General features: G+C 57.4%; 11 protein-coding genes and 1 riboswitch. Of the genes, 7 read left to right on the top strand and 4 right to left on the bottom strand.

What is annotated here, in order from left to right:
* Positions 1 to 12: 12 nt before the first annotated feature.
* On the bottom strand, positions 13 to 1,716 hold the full coding sequence (locus tag WC891_03565) for a formate--tetrahydrofolate ligase (GenBank protein ID MFA5867027.1): 1,704 nt from the start codon (positions 1,714 to 1,716) through the stop codon (positions 13 to 15).
* Between the two features lie 318 nt (positions 1,717 to 2,034).
* On the opposite strand from WC891_03565, the gene WC891_03560 reads away from it, so the two are divergent.
* The 7 genes from WC891_03560 (at position 2,035) to WC891_03530 (ending at position 6,320) form a co-directional block, all read left to right on the top strand.
* Positions 2,035 to 2,205: a hypothetical protein gene (locus tag WC891_03560; protein MFA5867026.1), complete on the top strand. Its 171-nt coding sequence runs from the start codon at positions 2,035 to 2,037 to the stop codon at positions 2,203 to 2,205.
* A gap of 10 nt (positions 2,206 to 2,215) precedes the next feature.
* The gene (locus tag WC891_03555) at positions 2,216 to 2,413 is read left to right on the top strand and encodes a tautomerase family protein (protein MFA5867025.1); all 198 of its coding nucleotides are present in this window, start codon (positions 2,216 to 2,218) and stop codon (positions 2,411 to 2,413) included.
* 1 nt (position 2,414) lies between these two features.
* Positions 2,415 to 2,660 (top strand): DUF2007 domain-containing protein, encoded by a 246-nt coding sequence (locus tag WC891_03550; GenBank protein ID MFA5867024.1) that lies wholly within the window; start codon positions 2,415 to 2,417, stop codon positions 2,658 to 2,660.
* 20 nt (positions 2,661 to 2,680) lie between these two features.
* Positions 2,681 to 3,541 carry an inositol monophosphatase family protein gene (locus tag WC891_03545; GenBank protein MFA5867023.1) on the top strand — a complete coding sequence of 287 codons (861 nt, stop codon included), beginning with the start codon at positions 2,681 to 2,683 and terminating at the stop codon, positions 3,539 to 3,541.
* An 18-nt stretch (positions 3,542 to 3,559) separates the two neighbouring features.
* Positions 3,560 to 4,753, top strand: coding sequence for a glycerol-3-phosphate acyltransferase (locus WC891_03540; protein ID MFA5867022.1), 1,194 nt, complete (start codon positions 3,560 to 3,562; stop codon positions 4,751 to 4,753).
* A 27-nt stretch (positions 4,754 to 4,780) separates the two neighbouring features.
* A complete protein-coding gene (locus WC891_03535) occupies positions 4,781 to 5,455 on the top strand; it encodes an MBL fold metallo-hydrolase (GenBank protein ID MFA5867021.1) in 675 nt (224 codons plus the stop codon).
* Between the two features lie 101 nt (positions 5,456 to 5,556).
* Positions 5,557 to 5,641, top strand: a riboswitch (cyclic di-GMP riboswitch).
* A 109-nt stretch (positions 5,642 to 5,750) separates the two neighbouring features.
* Complete coding sequence (locus WC891_03530) at positions 5,751 to 6,320, top strand: hypothetical protein (protein MFA5867020.1); 570 nt, start codon at positions 5,751 to 5,753, stop codon at positions 6,318 to 6,320.
* Here WC891_03530 and WC891_03525 read toward each other — a convergent pair.
* From WC891_03525 to WC891_03515, 3 genes are all read right to left on the bottom strand, one after another.
* Positions 6,286 to 13,734 carry an SdrD B-like domain-containing protein gene (locus tag WC891_03525; protein MFA5867019.1) on the bottom strand — a complete coding sequence of 2,483 codons (7,449 nt, stop codon included), beginning with the start codon at positions 13,732 to 13,734 and terminating at the stop codon, positions 6,286 to 6,288. The genes WC891_03530 and WC891_03525 overlap by 35 nt on opposite strands.
* Positions 13,735 to 14,096: 362 nt before the next feature.
* A complete protein-coding gene (gene amrS, locus WC891_03520) occupies positions 14,097 to 15,119 on the bottom strand; it encodes an AmmeMemoRadiSam system radical SAM enzyme (protein ID MFA5867018.1) in 1,023 nt (340 codons plus the stop codon).
* Between the two features lie 85 nt (positions 15,120 to 15,204).
* On the bottom strand, positions 15,205 to 16,461 hold the full coding sequence (locus WC891_03515) for an Nramp family divalent metal transporter (protein ID MFA5867017.1): 1,257 nt from the start codon (positions 16,459 to 16,461) through the stop codon (positions 15,205 to 15,207).
* Positions 16,462 to 16,478: the final 17 nt, after the last annotated feature.

Below are 16,478 nucleotides of genomic sequence, written 5' to 3'. Positions count from 1 at the left end.
TCCGCTTAGGCGTTAAAAGAGACCGATCACTTTCCCGTCGTCGTCGAGATCAATCTTTGTTCCGGCCGGTACCGATGGAAGGCCGGGCATGGTCCTCATCTCGCCGCAAAGCGGATAAAGGAACCCGGCGCCCATCGCTGCCCGGACGTCCCTGATGGGCAGACGGAAATTGCTGGGCCGCCCTTTGACCGTCTGGTCGTGCGAAATCGACAAATGCGTTTTAGCCATACATACGGGCACATTTGTATACCCGAGATCGGTATAAAGCTTGATCTTCTTCTCAGCTACCGGGGAATAATCGACACCGTCGGCGCCGTAGATCTTCATGGCGACCGCCTCGATTTTATCCTTGATGGGAGCGTCCGTCGCGTAGGTAAATTTAAAATCGGACGGTTTCTCGGCCGCGGCAGCAACAGCCTTGGCGAGTTCCTCGCCGCCCGCGCCGCCGTTGGCCCAGACCTCGCTCGGCACCGCGTCGTCCGCCCCGGCCGCTAAGGCCATGTCGCGGACCAGCGCGATCTCCTTGTCTGAGTCATAGGTAAACCGGTTGACCGCGACCACGACCGGAACGCCGAAAGATTTCATGTTTTCAATATGTTTGACCAGGTTGGCGCCGCCCTCGGCCAATGCCTCCAGGTTTTCCTTGACCAGTTCCGGATCCAACGGCCGGCCGGCGACGACGGTGAAACGGCCGCTGTGCATTTTAAGCGCTCTGACCGTCGCCACGATGACGACCGCGTCCGGCGTCAAGCCGGAATACCGGCACTTGATGTTCATGAACTTCTCCGCGCCCATGTCCGCTCCGAAACCGCTTTCGGTAACGACGTAGTCGGCCAGCTTAAGGGCGATACGGTCCTCGATGATCGAGTTGTTGCCCTGGGCGATGTTGGCGAACGGCCCGGCGTGGACCATGACCGGATTCCCTTCCAAATCCTGGATAAGGTTCGGTTTGATCGCGTCGCGTAAAAGAACAGCCATGGAACCGGCCACTTGCAAGTCCTCCGCGGTCACCGGCTGGCCGTCGTAAGTGAAGGCGACGACGATCCGGCCCAGACGGGCACGCAGGTCTTTCAAGTCACTGGCCAGGGCCAAAATAGCCATAACCTCTGAGGCTACTGTTATATCGAACGCGGCTTCGCGGGGCAGGCCGTTCTCTTTGCCGCCGAGACCGATGACGATGTGGCGAAGCGAACGGTCCGAAACATCGACCACGCGCGGCCAGAGGATGCTCAGAGGATCGATATTGAGTTTGTTGCCCTTGACGATGCTGTTATCCATAAACGCGGCGCAGAGATTATGCGCCAGCCCGACGGCGTGAACGTCACCGGTGAAGTGAAGGTTGAAGTCTTCCATCGGAACACACTGAGCGTACCCCCCGCCGGCCGCGCCGCCCTTGATGCCGAAAACCGGTCCCAATGAAGGCTGCCTGATGGCGGTAATACACTTTTTGCCGATGCGGTTAAGAGCCTGGCCTAATCCGACCGTCGTAACCGTTTTGCCTTCGCCCAGCGGCGTCGGCGTAATCGCCGTAACGTCAATATATTTGCCGTTGGGCCGGTCTTTCAACCGGTCCATTACTCCCAGAGCTATCTTCGCCTTGTACTTGCCGTACATCTCGATGTCGTCGTCCCCGAGGCCCATTTTCGAGGCGATCTCGGTAATCGGCAGCATCTTCGCCGCTTGGGCGATTTCCAGGTCTGTCTTTACATCAGCCATTCCTTCCCCTTTCAAACATTTGAGAGTCCGATTCTAAGCCAAAAAAGTTGTCCGTTCATCTTACTTAAAGCAGGTGAGAGTGTCAAGACAACATTGAAGCCTGGGCCGTAATAAGAGACCAAAAAACCGTCTCGCTCATTGGCGGCCGCTCTTGGGGTCAGGGCTCATTTCCAAATATGGGGGCTTCTGTTGAACTTTTTATATGAAAAGGCAGAAGAAATGTCAGTATTAATTAGTAGACAAGATTGCTGTAAAATGTTAAGATACGAGCCCTGACCCCGTATTTTACGTGTTTACGTTTTAGCAAAAGGAGGCCCCGTGTTTGCCGCAACCCCCGCCCTGGCCTTGCTGGCCCGTTCATATTTCCCGACGGCTTTCCTCCCGCGCGGCAACATATGCTGCTGCGGTGGTCCCAGCGTGCTGACCGTCGTTGTTGTGGCCATAGTCATCGTGCTCGTCGTGCAGAGCCAGAACAAGAAGAAAGGCTAAGGAAACCGATATGCCGTTAATCAGAATCGATATGTGGGAAGGCCGAGATCCGGCCACCAAAGAAGCCATCGTCAAAAGAGTGACCACCGCCGTCGCCGAGGAACTCGGCATCTCTGAGAAGCATGTTTGGGTGATACTGGACGAGCAGCCCAAAGTCAACTGGGGCATCGGCGGCACAATGGGTCCCGATCTCAACACGAAGGATTAGCTTGGCTAGAGATACGGAAGATACCGTCAGCGTTTTTACCGCCAAAGACATCGTGGAGGCTCAAATGATTCAGGGCGTCTTGGAGGAAAGCGGGATAAAGGTCCTGATGCATCCTTACCAGGACGATAACTTCCCCTTTAGCGGCGGGCCGTTTGCGGCCGGCACTTGGGGAGAAATCAACGTGTTGGAGGCCGACGAGGAGAAAGCCCTTGAGATAATCGAAGATTATCTCAAGAAGCTTAAATAGGTCATCCTAAGATCAATCCAATGAATCCAGTCGATTGCGCCGCGGCGGTCGCCAGGGAAGCCGGAGGGCTTCTCATGACCTATACGGCGGAAACAAAGGACGTTCGCAAGAAGGGCGCCGTCAACCTGGTGACGGCGGCCGATATCGCCTCGCAAGAGTTGATTATAGCGAGGTTGAAAGCCGCGTTCCCCGAACACGGCGTCCTCGCCGAGGAAGATGTTGCTGGGGTCAGGCCCCAAACCGGACATGGGGTCAGGCCCCAAAACCAGGACTTCGGTAAGGGGCCTGACCCCAAGCCTGACCCCAAGCCAAACGAGTACCTGTGGATCATCGACCCTTTGGACGGCACGACCAACTACTCACACGGGTACCCGGTATTCGGCGTGTCAATCGCTTTGGCCGTGAACGGCCGCATAACGGTTGGCGTGGTCTTCAACCCGAATTCAGGGGAATTGTTCGCCGCGGAAGAGGGACACGGCGCGACATTGAACGGCTTGTCCATTCACGTCTCAAAAACCGCCGAGGTGAACGACGCGTTAATAGCTACCGGCGTGCCATACTGGATTCGCGAGAAACCGGAGGGCATTATGGCCAAGTTCAAGGCTTTCTCGGTTCGCGCTCAGGGTGTCCGCCGGGCCGGCGCGGCCTCACTGGATATGTGCGAGGTCGCCTGCGGGCGCGCCGACGGCTTTTGGGAAGAAGGCCTGGCGCCCTGGGACACCGCGGCCGGTTCCTTGATCGTCGAAGAGGCCGGAGGCCGCCTATCCAACCTTACCGGTGGCGTCTTCGATATCTACGAACCCGAGGTTTTAGCCAGTAACGGCCTGGTCCATATGGAAATGCTGGAAATCCTCCGTCACGCCAGACACGAACGAATATAACCGTCTAAGGGAGGTCCGGTGATAGCCGGGATAGCCTCGTTAGTAATCGGGTACTTATTGGGTTCGTTCTTGCCCGCGTATTTTATCGGGCGGGCCAAAGGCGTTGACATTCGGAAAATCGGCTCCGGAAACCCTGGTACCATGAACACTTATCATCAGCTCGGTTTGCCCGCCGCGGTCGCGACCGCTTCCTATGACGCGCTTAAGGGCCTGGCTTCCATGGGCGTCGCCTACGCTCTCCACGCGCCGACCCCTTATATCTACCTCGCCGGCTTATTCGCTGTCGTCGGACACTTGTTTCCATTTTACCTGGGATTCAGGGGCGGGCAAGGCGCCGCGGCGTCGGTCGGGATGCTTCTGGCCGCCCTGACCGTGCTGCTGAGAAACGGGTGGCTGCCGCTGATCGATCTGGCTTTCTTGACCGGTCTGACACTTGCCCTCGCCATCGTTTTTCGGCGCGGCTCCGTCATCGGACCGGTCGTTCTGCCGCTACTGGCTTTCTTCGTCTTCCTGAATTGCCCCTCGACACCTTTAAGTTGGTTCGTCGCCGCCCTCGTCGTCCACATTACCGTTGTCAACATTTACCTTGACTACCGCGACAAGCCGACGGTCAAATTGAAACCGGAGACAACGGCGTCGCTCAAACACCTTCGCGTCTTGCTGCGGCCGGCCGCAATCTCGTTCCCGCTGCTCTACTTGGTCTATCCCCGACAAGTCCTGCTCCTGCTGATCGGCTCTGTGGCGTGCTTGTTTATTCTTGTCGATATTCTCAGGTTGAGTTCGTCCCGCTTGAACTTGCTCGTTTTCAGGTGGCTTCATAAGTTTTTCCGGGAAAAAGAGCGGGCGACCTTCTCCAGCGCCACCTTGTTTCTGGCTTCTTCTTTCCTGGTCATTCTCCTGTTCGACAAAGCGCTGGCCACATTGTCCATAGTTTTTTTGGTTTTCGGCGATCTGTCAGCTAAGTTTACGGGGCTGGAGCACGGGCGCTGGCACCTCTTCGGAAAGACCCTGGACGGCACATTGGCGTATGTGGCGACCGCCCTGGTGTTTGGATATATCTGGTCGCTAATCGTTCCCGTCCCGTTCTACCTTGTCGTCATCGGCGGCGTGGCCGCCGCGCTGGCCGAATTGCTGCCCCTTGGCGTAAATGACAACTTCGTGATTCCCCTGGTCAGCGCGGCCGCGATGCGCGCGATCCAGATTCTGCTATAATAAACACAAGCTTAAAGCTTCATGATTATGACTATTTATCGCATCACTGGACTATTTGCCAGCAGTTACCTAATAGAAAAAAGCAAGCGGCTTTTCCTCGTCGACACCGGTTTCCTCGGCTTTCATCGGGACATTCTGAAAACCATCAGGCACATCGGTCGCAAACCTGACGACCTCGAGCTCGTAATCCTCACGCACGGGCATCTGGATCATTGTGGCGGCTTGAAAGGCTTGCGCGAACGGACCAACTGCCTGGTGGGCTGTCATCCTCTGGACGCCCCGGGGGTCGCCGGCGGCGGCAAAACCGTGTCGCCCGGCTTGACCAAACCCGGTAAGTTCCTTGAGTTTCTCTCCGATATCTCTTTGCCATTCTTTTGGAACAGGGGTGTCCAGCCGAACCTTAGTTTGACCGACGGCGCGTCTCTTTCCGAGTTCGGCCTACCGGCGCAAATCATCCACACGCCAGGCCACACCGCCGGCCATATATCCGTTCTTCTAGAAGACGGCCGGGCTATCACCGGGGACCTGGTTTTAGGCAAGACATTTTTCTGCCGAAAGCCCTCCTCCGGCTCCATGGCCCTGAACACGGCCGACGTGCGCTTGAGCTGGTTAAAGATCATCAAATCAGGAGCTCAACGACTATTTCCAGCCCACGGCGATGCGTTTTCGATTGATGAGCTTAAAAAGCTTGCCGCTCTGTAAGAAACTACGTAAGAACTCTGTGTAAATATTCCTAAAGCCCTCCGCCAACGCGACCGATATAGGTAGTGTAAGACACGGTAGCTTGAGAATCTTATTGTCTCTCCCGACAAAGGCAAAGTCTGAGAAATCAGACGGCGCAAAGTCACGGGCCCTCCTCTCCCCAGAGAGGGCAGCCGGACCGCCGAAGGTGAGAATCAGGTCAGAAAAGAAAAACCCAGAAACTCTCGGACCTGCTCTTTAAAGGGAGAACCCTAAAAGAGCAGGTCTTTTATTTTGACCTGAAGGAGTGAGAAAAATGAAGAAAGCAACCTTCCCGAGAATAGCAGCACTGTTCACAGCGATAATCGTCGGCTTGGCGACGATAACGTTCGCAGCCGCGGCGGCTGACTACGAAACAAAAGCCCCCGCCGGCCCGACAGCCCCTGTGTCATCCTTAAACAAAACGGTCAAAATCGACGGGTACAACCCGATGGAAACGGCGGTCGCCAACTATATGGCCAAGAAACAAGCTGAGGAAGCGGCTAAGGCGGCCGAGGTTCAGGCAGCGGCCGAGGCGGCCAACCGTCAAGCGGCCGTAGGCGGCGGCGGGAACAGTTCCTCGGGCGGCGGCGCGACTTATGCCGCGGCGGCCTCTAACAACGAGGGTGAGGCTTGGGCAATCCTTAGCGACCTGATCGCCCAGTACCCCATTCTTCAAGGCGCCAGTGTCGCGTTCGGCGACGCTCAGGGCTACGAAGCCATCTCCTACTACAAGAGCGGCTACATAGTCATCAGCCCCACGCACACGTACTCATTGAGCACGCTGATTTATCACGAAGCAATGCACATTATCAATTACCGGCAGTCCGGGCAAACCTCCGAGTAACCGGAACGGCCAAACCGATAAGCAATACCGCTAACGCAGCCAGGAGCAACCCGTCGGCGCTACCGTGCAGAGGCGGGTTGCTCGGTTTTTGCGCGTCATGCGCGCTGGCTGCGTTAGCTATTCTGGCGTGATATAGACCGCCGGTATATGGCAAAGGCTCTTTCGGAGTAAACGGCAAGAACGGTTTGTCGTTGCCGAAGTCGGCAATCTGCGTAATAATATCGCCGTTTATGTAGGTCAATACCACCTTGCGCTTGATAGGTGTCGTATTGCTCCATTCCGGACTGTTGATCGTTTCAGACACGTAGTACGTGCCGGGCAGCAGGTTGTCGAACAGATACCCACCATCAGGTCCCGAAAGCTGCGTCGCCAGAACGGTGAGGCCGTCCGAGGCGTATAGGGTGACGGTCCACCCGGATAGACGTTGTTCGCCTTGATCGATGATCTGGTTGGCGTTAATGTCGTACCAAACCGTACCGATTATCTCGCCAATCGCGTGGTTGCCGAAATTAACGTTCGCGACCGTCTGATCAGGCAGTACCGTTACCACGTGATAGTTGGGATCCGTTGGATAGGTCTGCGCCCAACCGTCTTGACTTGGGTGATGAATCTCCTCGAATACTTTGTATGTTCCCGGCGGGACGTTGGCGAATGTATACGCGCCACCGGTTCCGGTGATTGTTGTGGCTGTATATGCCACACCCTGTATTTGTGAAGGTCCGGGGATATCAAATAAGTCGATAGGCTCAAGTTTAATCGTCCAGCCGGATAGACCAGGTTCGCTAGTATCCCACGTTCCGTCAGCATCGATATCAGCCCATTTGAAGCCATTTATCGTGCCCGCTTGCCATATCTTTATGGCCTCGTTGCTATTGAACGTAGCCAGCGCGCCGCCGATGGTCGTGTTGTAGGTTGCCGTGAGCTTGCCTGTGCCGGCTGTTCCGCCGCTTTGCGCCCAGACTATAAAGGTACCGTCTGCCTCCGTTTTGCCGGAGTTCAGCGGTGGGGCAATTCGATACCCGTCAGCGTCGTCGATGGCGAATACGCTGCCGTGCAACGTATAGGCGATGTTGACTATTTCACCGGCCGCGGGATCCCAGGTACCCGACAGTCCGTCGGCAGCGTTGTCATTGACGCCATCGTCGACTATCAGCTTGACCAGGAAGTCGTGTGGCTCGTTGACCGGGTTGGTCGCCAAAGCCGGCTCGATTGTCAGTTGATAGTTGATCCAGTTCTTGTAGGCGTCAGGATCCGTCGTTATGGACAGGTCGGCGTGGCCGAGCGTGTAGTTGTAGTCAGCATAGAGAATGGCCATGCCGGGAGTCGGGCTGGTCGCGTAGACGTATGCATACCCGCTCGGATTGGTCGTCACTGTAGCGGAAGTCGTTGTACCCGGTAGATAGCTCACGAGTTTCGCCGCTCCGTCCTGACCCCAACCGGTCAAGTACCCGGCCGTGCTAGCGGCGTCTAGGGCGACGTTAACGGAAGCGCCCGCCACACCTGCCGTAGTCGTTCCGTTTTTCTTAGTCAGGTAGATGGTGAACTCGTGCTCCTGGCCGACGCGGTTAACGGCTTCGGCCGGGCCCACGGTGATTGTGTATTCCACGACCGTCGTGTCCTCCAGGTCGAAGTTGTTGCCCAAGTTCGGGTCCGGAGTGTCCGAGGTGACGTCAACCCGGTTCGTGAAGACACCTAGCGGGGCTGTCGGAGCAACAGTGCCCCTGACATAGAACGTGTACTGTCCGCCCGCGGCAAGGCTTGGGACCGGGGCAAGAGTCGCCCATGGCTGCCAGCCCGCTTCGATTGAGGGATCTCCCAGATTGAACTCGAGATTCGTCAGGACGGCCGGAGCAGTATCGGTGACTGAGACGTTCAAGGCTGTGCACTCGCCCAGGTTGCTGACGGTGAGCTCATAGACCGCCTTCTGCCCGGCTTGGACCTCATTGTAGTTATATGGCGCTGAGCCGAAGTGGAAGACGTCGGTCTTCTGGATGGTCAGATCGGCCCGCGCGTTGCCGAAGTCGAGTCCGGTAACGTCCGGCGTCGAGCCGGAGACTGTCGCCGTGAAGTATTCGGGAGCCGTCGGGTACGTCTGTTCCCAAACGCCCTCGAGTACCTCGTAGACCTCGTAGGTACCGGCGCTTAAGTTCCCGATCTCATAGTAGCCGGAAGCGTCGGCGAGGTCCGTGGGTTCGCCCGCGTCATAGGTTCCGTTGTCATTCTGGTCGATAAAGGCCCGCCAGTTTTCCAAGCCCGGCTCGCCGGCGTCATACGTACCGTCTGTGTTCGTATCCTGACGGATGTGTCCGGAAATCGTACCCGGCGTCCATTCCTTCTCCGCATCCGGATCGGAAATTACGGTCAGGCTGGCGCCGGCCAGGTTGTAGTCGTAGTTCGCGGAGAACTCGGCTGTGCCCGGGTCCATGCTGACCGCGTAGACGTAGATATAACCGAACGCGTCGGTCGTCAGAGTGTCCGACATGGTCGTACCCGGAGCGTAGGTTCCGGTCTTGACGTGCGTCGCGCCGTCATAACCCCATCCGGTCAGATACCCGGTCGTGCTGTCCAGGGAGACCTGGACCTGCGCGCCGGCGACATCGGTAACCGAGGTTCCGTCGTCCTTCGTCAAGTGCACGTAGAACTCATGCTCCTGTCCGACGCGGTTAACCGCTTCGGGCGGCCCGACGACCAGTATGTACTTGACGACCAACGTGTCCTCGTTGTCCGTGTTGTTGGTCAGGTTCGGGTCGGGTGTTTCCGAGGAAACACTGGCCGTGTTGGTAATGGTGCCAGGAGCCGCTATTACCGTGCCTCTGAAGTAGACGGTCTCGCTCGCGCCCGCGGCCATGTCGCCGAGGTCCGCCGAGCCAGTCCAGGCCGTCCAGGCGCCCGCGCCGATCCGGTATTCAATTGGCGCGGTCAGCTCAGCAGGCGGCGTGTCGGTAAAGACGACGTCCTCGGCCAGGCAAGGCCCGTTGTTGGTTATGACGTTGGTATAGACGATCTCCTGCCCGCTCTGGAGCGGATCGTAACCGGTATCCGTCTTGACGATGGCCATGTCCGCCATCGTGTTGCCGAAGTCGTTGCCGGTGGAGTTCCGGTCCGCGTCCGTGAGCACCGCCGTATAGTAAACGGGGGCTACCGGGTAGGTTTGGGCCCAGACACCTTGGAGCTCTTGGTAGACCTCGTAGGTGCCCGCGGCCAGATTGCCGATCTCGTAGAAGCCGTTGGCATCGGTCATATCGAACGGATCGATGCCGGGATCAAAGTAACCGTTTCCGTTGATGTCCAGGAACGCCCGCCAGCTGTTCAATCCGGGCTCGCCGGCATCAAACGCGCCGTTAGTGTTGGTGTCCATACGGATATATCCTGAAATCGAACCGTACTCCCAGGTCTTGACGCCCGGATTGCCCGTCGCGGTCATGGTGCCCGAATCGACAGCGTACTGACTCGAGGCGATCAGCAACGAGATGCCGGCCGAAGCCGCCCGGATGGTGACCGTCAAGGTGCCGGTGACGGCGTCGGTGGCGCCTGTCGCCATTACCGTTGGCGGGCCGTAGACGACGCCGCCAACATCCTGGATATAGCCGGTCGTGCCAATCAGGTTCAAGGTGACCGTCTCGCCGCCGGCCGGGACGTAACCCGCCCCATCGCCCATATCTTTAGTTAATGTGACCGTAAAGACGTGGTCGACGCCGACGATGTTGTTGTCGATCGGCGGATTGACTGTGAGCTCGTAGTCGATCCACCTCTTGGTCGAGGTGTCGTTAGCCTCGCCCTCGTCGAACGCGACAGAGGTTCCGTCGGTCTCGTTCACCCAGGAGGATACGGTGGCGAGCGTAGGCGTAGTTGAGTTCACGCTGAAGGTGATCTGTCCGCTGCCGTTGGTCGTCTGCGGCGGAGTAGGTGTCGCCGTCGCCGGAGACGTGACCGAGTAGTAGACGGGCAGGTTCGTCAGAACCTGGCCGTCGTCGGCCGTCACCGTCGCGGTGAAGTCGTGCGCCTCTTCGACCTGGTTCAAGGCCGTCGGAGGCGTCAGCACGAGCTCATAGCTCATGGTGTAGGTGTTGTCCTTGTGCGCGGTCAGCGTCTCGGCAAACGGAATCGTCTTGCTCCAGATCGTGCCGTAGCTGTTCGTGATCCTCCAGGTCCAGGAGGAAATCGTGACCGGACCGGTGAAGGCGGTCGTGTCGGCCTTGTAGGTGTTGGTGGATCCGTCGCGCACCAGCGTGAGCGTTCCGTTGCCGGCCGTCGAGACGTAGTCGACATAATATGTGGCGCCCAAAATCGGTTCGTTGACCGTGAGCGCGAAGGTCTTGGTGAAGTTCTCGAAGTTGCCGAAGTCACGGTCGGTCACGTTCGTGCCGCTCGCGGCGTTGACCGTGTAGGTCGTGCCTGCCGGCGCGGTCTGGGTCCAACCGGCTTGGTTGGTCTCGGAGATGACGTAGGTCCCCGGCCCTAGGTTGGTGGCCGAGTAGAGGCCGCCGCCGCTCGTCGTAAACGGTGATCCGGCGATGTCCACGCCGCCCTTCTTGATGTGGATCTCCCAGCCATTTAAGCCCGGGTCTCCGGTCTTGCTGCCGTCTCCGTTCAAGTCGTTGAACTTCATCCCGGAGATGGTGATGTTCTGGAAGTTACCGAAGAACTTGTTCGTCGCGTCGGTACCGGCGCCCAAGGTGACCGAATGGGTCGCGGGGGCTGTCGGTACGGTCTGGGTCCAGGCGCTGTTCGCGGCCTCGCTGACCGTATAGTTGCCGGCCGGGAGGTTCGTGAAAGAGTAGGTCCCGTCTACTAAAGACGTCGTCTGGGTCTGCGTGACCGGTCCAGTGACCGTGATGTCCCAGCCGCCGAGATAGTTGTAGTCGGCGCCGTCCTTGACCCCGTTGCCGTCGATGTCGACGAACTTGAACCCGGAGATGGAACCGCGTCCCTGGTTGCCGAAGTCACGGTCGGTCACGTTCGTGCCGCTCGCGGCGTTGACCGTGTAGGTCGTGCCTGCCGGCGCGGTCTGGGTCCAACCGGCTTGGTTGGTCTCGGAGATGACGTAGGTCCCCGGCCCTAGGTTGGTGGCCGAGTAGAGGCCGCCGCCGCTCGTCGTAAACGGTGATCCGGCGATGTCCACGCCGCCCTTCTTGATGTGGATCTCCCAGCCATTTAAGCCCGGGTCTCCGGTCTTGCTCCCGTCCCCGTTCAAGTCGTTGAACTTCATCCCCGAGATGCTTACGTTCTTGAAGTTGCCGAAGTTGACGCCAGGGGTATTCGCTCCGGCGATTACACCCGCTGTCTGCGAGCCGGTGGCCGGGCTTGTCGGCGTCCACCCAGACTGCAAGACTTCTTTGACGGTATAGTCGCCGGCTGTAAGACCATCGATTGTATACAGCCCTGTGGTTGGGTCTGTGTGTCCGTGCTTATCAGACGCTTCTTCAAAGGCCCCGCTGCTGTTTGTGTCTATATATATAGTCCAATTGCCAAGTATCGGCTCTAATGTGTCCGGCGTGCCGTCGCCGTTGGTGTCATAGTTGTCCCGTGTTCCGTTTCCGTTCTTGTCGTCCCACTTAAGGCCGCTAATGCTGCCAACCTTCGGCAGCTCATAGTTGCCGAAGTCTGTGCCAGTGGTTATGTTGGCCCCCGGGGTCATTGAGACAGTTTGCGTGCCTGGTGATGCAGGATATGTCTGCGCCCATCCCGGGTGGTCATCAAGAATCTCTCGGATTTTATACGTTCTTGCCGTGCCGTCAATATTTGGCATAACGTTACTGAAATAATAGTTGCCGGCTTCATTGACAGTTGTTGTCGCCGGATTGTCGGCGACTGTTGTTGTCTCAATGTCTCCCGTGTTAAACGCGCCGTTGTTGTCCATGTCGAGATAAATCTTCCAGCCGGCTAGGCCTGTCGTGTCCTCGGGATCCTTGACGCCATCACCGTCAACATCTAGGAATTTCTTACCGCTTATTGTTCCCGGTACTGCTCCTGATGAAGTGTAGCCACTGTCTAGTTTCCATGACCCGCCGCGCATTGTCTGGACATATGGGGTAATTGTAAACGCTCCCACGCTAGTAACCTTGAACTCATACTCGGCCACCCAATAATCGTTGCCGTCATAAGTCGGCAGCAGGCTAGTGACCTCCGCTTCGCTAAACCAAGGGTGATTGTCAAAAACCGTCGGGGCGACAGCGCCGGTAACCGTTGGCCCTGTAATCACAGGCACGGCTCCCGGGTTGTCAAACCAATATTGAGTAATATTTTCCAGTTCCAGGACGGCTCCGTTATAGAAACTCTGCGCCGCCAGCTGAGTCATTGCGTTGGCGCTTGATTCCCGGTAGAGAGCCCGCACCTTGAACGTCGACCCGACTGGCAGACTGATCGCATCGGGCCAGCTGTCCAAGAAATCCAGCGCGCTTTGACTTAGCGAGGCTCTATTGTCTATTTGTAACGTGTACCAGTCGGTTTCGTTCGGGCCAGGCCCATAGATGTGCGACGAGAATTCATCAACAACGTCGACGCGGAATAGCTCGGTCGCGGTCGGGGGCGGAGCTCCATATTTGATAATGCTCCAGTAAACGTAATAGTGGTACTTGCCCCCCTCCGGGTCGTTGATAAAAACCGGCGCCGGGAGGGCCTGTTGCACATTGCCGTCGATAGTAAAATTCTGTCCGTCTGTACCATCACTCCTGTGCAGCGTAATTATCCCGCCCGCAATGAGAGTGGGCGACCATACGTCTATGCCGATTATTGACTCTTCCGGCTTCAGTTTTTCAGGGCCTGGATTCCCACCACTTTCTTGAGTAACCCTGGGCGAAGAAATGAACACGGCGCCTGGATCGGTAAAAGATGCCGTCGCGACTCCGCCGGATTCAAGACCCGTGGCGGTTATGCCATAGCGATAGCTGGCGGTACCGTCGGCCGGCACTAAGTAGGTTTCATAAATAGCGCCGCCGCCGTCCGCCGATACGGTCCGGTCTTGCGCAGCTTCTCCGCTGGATTTTGTTATAACAACAGAAACCTGCTCCCCCGGCTTAAATCCGGAGCCGGTGATGACAACAGACTGGCCTGCTTGATAACTTGGCTTGTCGGTTTGGATCGAGGGGGTATAGACAATTGCTTCTGTCAGGGTGGTGGTCGGCTCGGCCTGCGCGCTCGCAAAGGGGGTTTGCGGCGTCTCGGCCGGCGGCTGTTCGGCGGCCAGAGCGGTTATGGTCGGCGTCGTTGTCGCCGCCGTGTCCGTTGCCACAGGTTGTTCAGCCGCCGGGGGTGTCCCCGGCGTAAGCTCATCAGCCGCCACCGCTATGGTCGGCCCCATGTTCCAAAGGACCATCGAGAAAATAAGCAGCAGCCGGACCGAGTTCATAAAAGCCCTCGTCCGACCGCCTCTTGACAACTTTGTCAGCCAGCCTGCTCTGGTTGAATTACTCATTGGTAGCGCCCCCTTGGTTTCCCAACTTTAAGTGCAAATTTAATCGTCACCCTATGTGCCAAATTTCACACCCCATAAACAACAAAACCGGCCAAGCCGGCCGGTTTCACACTGGCTCCCCGCGACCTCGGTGACCACCTTTTCAGGTCGCGGATCATTGCGTCCTTGGTGTCCGCAGATGCGAACCCCTCCATATTAAATTTGGGTTTTTGTCTTACGTTCTGCATCTTCTGACTACAGGATACGCCTATGATAACGAGTGTCAATGCCCTCGTCGCAACTTGCTAAAATACTAGGGAAAACACTAGGCTGGGTCGGCATGAAACTGCCGGAAAGCTTAAGACGCGCGAAATCCGCTTAAGCTACTGGACGAACCCGAGCGGCTCGCCGCATTCAGCGCAGTTGCCGCTTTCGGCAATCCCTTTTAACGATGTTGTATATCCGCTTCTTTCAATCGCGACAGCGCCACATTTGGGACAGAAGGTGTTTTCTCCTTCATGCCCGGGAACATTCCCTATGTAAACGAACCTCAACCCGGCCCCTTGGCCGATGGCTCGCGCTCGTTCAAGCGTAGCGACCGGTGTCGGCGGCAAGTGCGACAGCTCCAGATAGGGCATGAACCGAGTAACGTGCCAGGGCGTCTCCGGTCCCAGCGCGTCGCGGATCCACTCGGCGATATCTTTCAGCTGCGCGTCGTCATCGTTCATGGTGGGTATGACGTTGGTCACGATTTCAACATGGCAAGCCCATTTTTTCTTGGCGCGCTCAGCGGCCGCCAGTATTGTCCGCCAGTTCCTGGCGTTGGCGAGTTTCAAATACAGTTCGTCGGTAAAACCCTTTACGTCGACGCGGTAAGCGCCCAAGACCGGTCCGATAGCGTCGACGGCGTCCAGGGTCGCGTATCCGTTAGTTACGTAAACCGTATATAGGCCGGCTTCCTTGGCCAGCTTGGCGGTGTCGATGGTGTACTCCAGCCAAATCGTCGGCTCGTTATATGTCCAGGCGATGCCGGCGCACCCGTTTTCCAGAGCCGCGGCGATCGCGGCTTCTGGGGACAAGCCGGCCATGCGGGCTAAATCATCCTCCCCCGGTTTGTCGTGGGCAATCTCCCAGTTCTGACAGTGGGCGCAGCGCAGATTGCAGCCCGCTGAGCCGACGGAGAAGACGCGGGTTCCCGGATGGAAGTGAAACAGAGGTTTCTTCTCGATGGGGTCGATTGCCGCGCTGGTGATCTTGCCGTAGGTCAGGGAATAGAAAGACCCTTCGCGGTTGCCCCGCACGCAGCAATAGCCGGTTTTCCCGTCGGCGACCACGCACAGCCGCGGACACACCCGGCAATTAACTTTTCCGCCGTCCATCTTGTCGTACAGAATCGCTTCGTGCATGTTGCGCGCCTCCGTATTGTTGCTTCTCGACTCGCTGCGCTCGCTCGAAGAATATTTATTGTGGTCCGTTGCTTTCGGCTTGGCGCTACCCGAAAAGGTTCGGAGCAATCGTCGTGACAGCTAACATCAGCGACAACGCAACGACCGCGGCCGCCGACGTCCAACCGATTACATTATATATCTTTCCATTCACGTGCTCTCCCATCAACTCTTTCTTGTTGACCAGGAGGACCGCGAAAATCATAGTGACCGGCAGCAGAAGGCCGTTTAAGAATTGCGACATATATAGAATGCCGAGTAGGGGCACGCCGGGAATGAGCACCGTGGCCGCGCCGATGACTATCAAGCCCGTGTAGATCCAGTTGAAGTGGGGGGCGGTTTTAAACGTCGTGTTGACGCCGCCCTCCCAGCCCATTCCTTCCGACACGGAGTAAGCCGTGGATAAGGGCAGGATCGAGGCGGCAAACAGGCTGGCGTTGGCTAAGCCGACGGCAAACAGGATGGTGGCGTATTTGCCGGCCAGCGGCGCGAGCGCCAGCGCGGCGTCTTTCGCGGAATTTACCATGACGCCGTTTTTATAGAGCGTCGCGGCACAGGCGATAACGATGAAGTAGGCCACGACGTTGGCGAACAAACAGCCGACCACAACGTCGATTCTCGTCGCCTTATACTGGTCGATTTTTATGCCCTTTTCGACCACGGCGGACTGGAGATAAAACTGCATCCAGGGAGCTATGGTCGTGCCGACCACGGCGATCAGCGCTATCAAAAAGCCGGTTGTCGGCTGGATGGTCGGAATCAGTGTGTTCTTGACCGCCATCCCCCAATCGGGGTGGGCCATAAAACCGGAAACAATATAGGTTAGATAAATCGTCGCGAATATCAGAAAAATCTTTTCTACCGCCCGATATGTCCCCTTGACCACAAGCAACCAGACCACAGCGGCCGCGATCGGCACCGAAATATACTTTGTGACGCCAAAGATCTCCATCGCCGCCGCCCAGCCGGCGAACTCCGCCATCGTGTTGGCCAGGTTCACAAAAAGGAGCGTCATCATGACAAAGAAGGTAATCCGGATCCCGTAGTGCTCCCGAATCAAATCGGCGAAGCCCTTGCCCGTGACCACGCCTAACCGGGAGGCTGTTTCCTGGACGACGATCAGGGCGATAGCGATGGGGACCATGGCCCAGAGCAGTTTATATCCGTAAGTGGCGCCTGCTATCGAATAGGTGGCGATGCCGCCGGCGTCGTTGTCGACGTTGGCGGTGATGATGCCCGGGCCGATGACGGCCAGGAAGAGCGCGATTGTTTTCCAGTTCGGCTTGCGTATTTTCTTAAACATCGGCCGGGCCCTTCTTT

Source organism: Actinomycetota bacterium (genome assembly GCA_041658625.1).
Taxonomy (GTDB): domain Bacteria; phylum Actinomycetota; class JAHEXW01; order JAHEXW01; family JAHEXW01; genus JBAZZW01.
The sequence above is the reverse complement of the archived record's forward strand: the minus strand, read 5'-3'. Positions and strand labels throughout refer to the sequence as shown.

Bases quoted from the DNA above. Each gene is read 5' to 3' on its own strand.
- WC891_03565 (MFA5867027.1), bottom strand. From the start codon at position 1,716: ATGGCTGATGTAAAGACAGACCTGGAAATCGCCCAAGCGGCGAAGATG.
- WC891_03555 (MFA5867025.1), top strand. From the start codon at position 2,216: ATGCCGTTAATCAGAATCGATATGTGGGAAGGCCGAGATCCGGCCACC.
- WC891_03545 (MFA5867023.1), top strand. From the start codon at position 2,681: ATGAATCCAGTCGATTGCGCCGCGGCGGTCGCCAGGGAAGCCGGAGGG.
- WC891_03535 (MFA5867021.1), top strand. From the start codon at position 4,781: ATGACTATTTATCGCATCACTGGACTATTTGCCAGCAGTTACCTAATA.
- WC891_03530 (MFA5867020.1), top strand. From the start codon at position 5,751: ATGAAGAAAGCAACCTTCCCGAGAATAGCAGCACTGTTCACAGCGATA.
- WC891_03525 (MFA5867019.1), bottom strand. From the start codon at position 13,734: ATGAGTAATTCAACCAGAGCAGGCTGGCTGACAAAGTTGTCAAGAGGC.
- amrS (MFA5867018.1), bottom strand. From the start codon at position 15,119: ATGCACGAAGCGATTCTGTACGACAAGATGGACGGCGGAAAAGTTAAT.
- WC891_03515 (MFA5867017.1), bottom strand. From the start codon at position 16,461: ATGTTTAAGAAAATACGCAAGCCGAACTGGAAAACAATCGCGCTCTTC.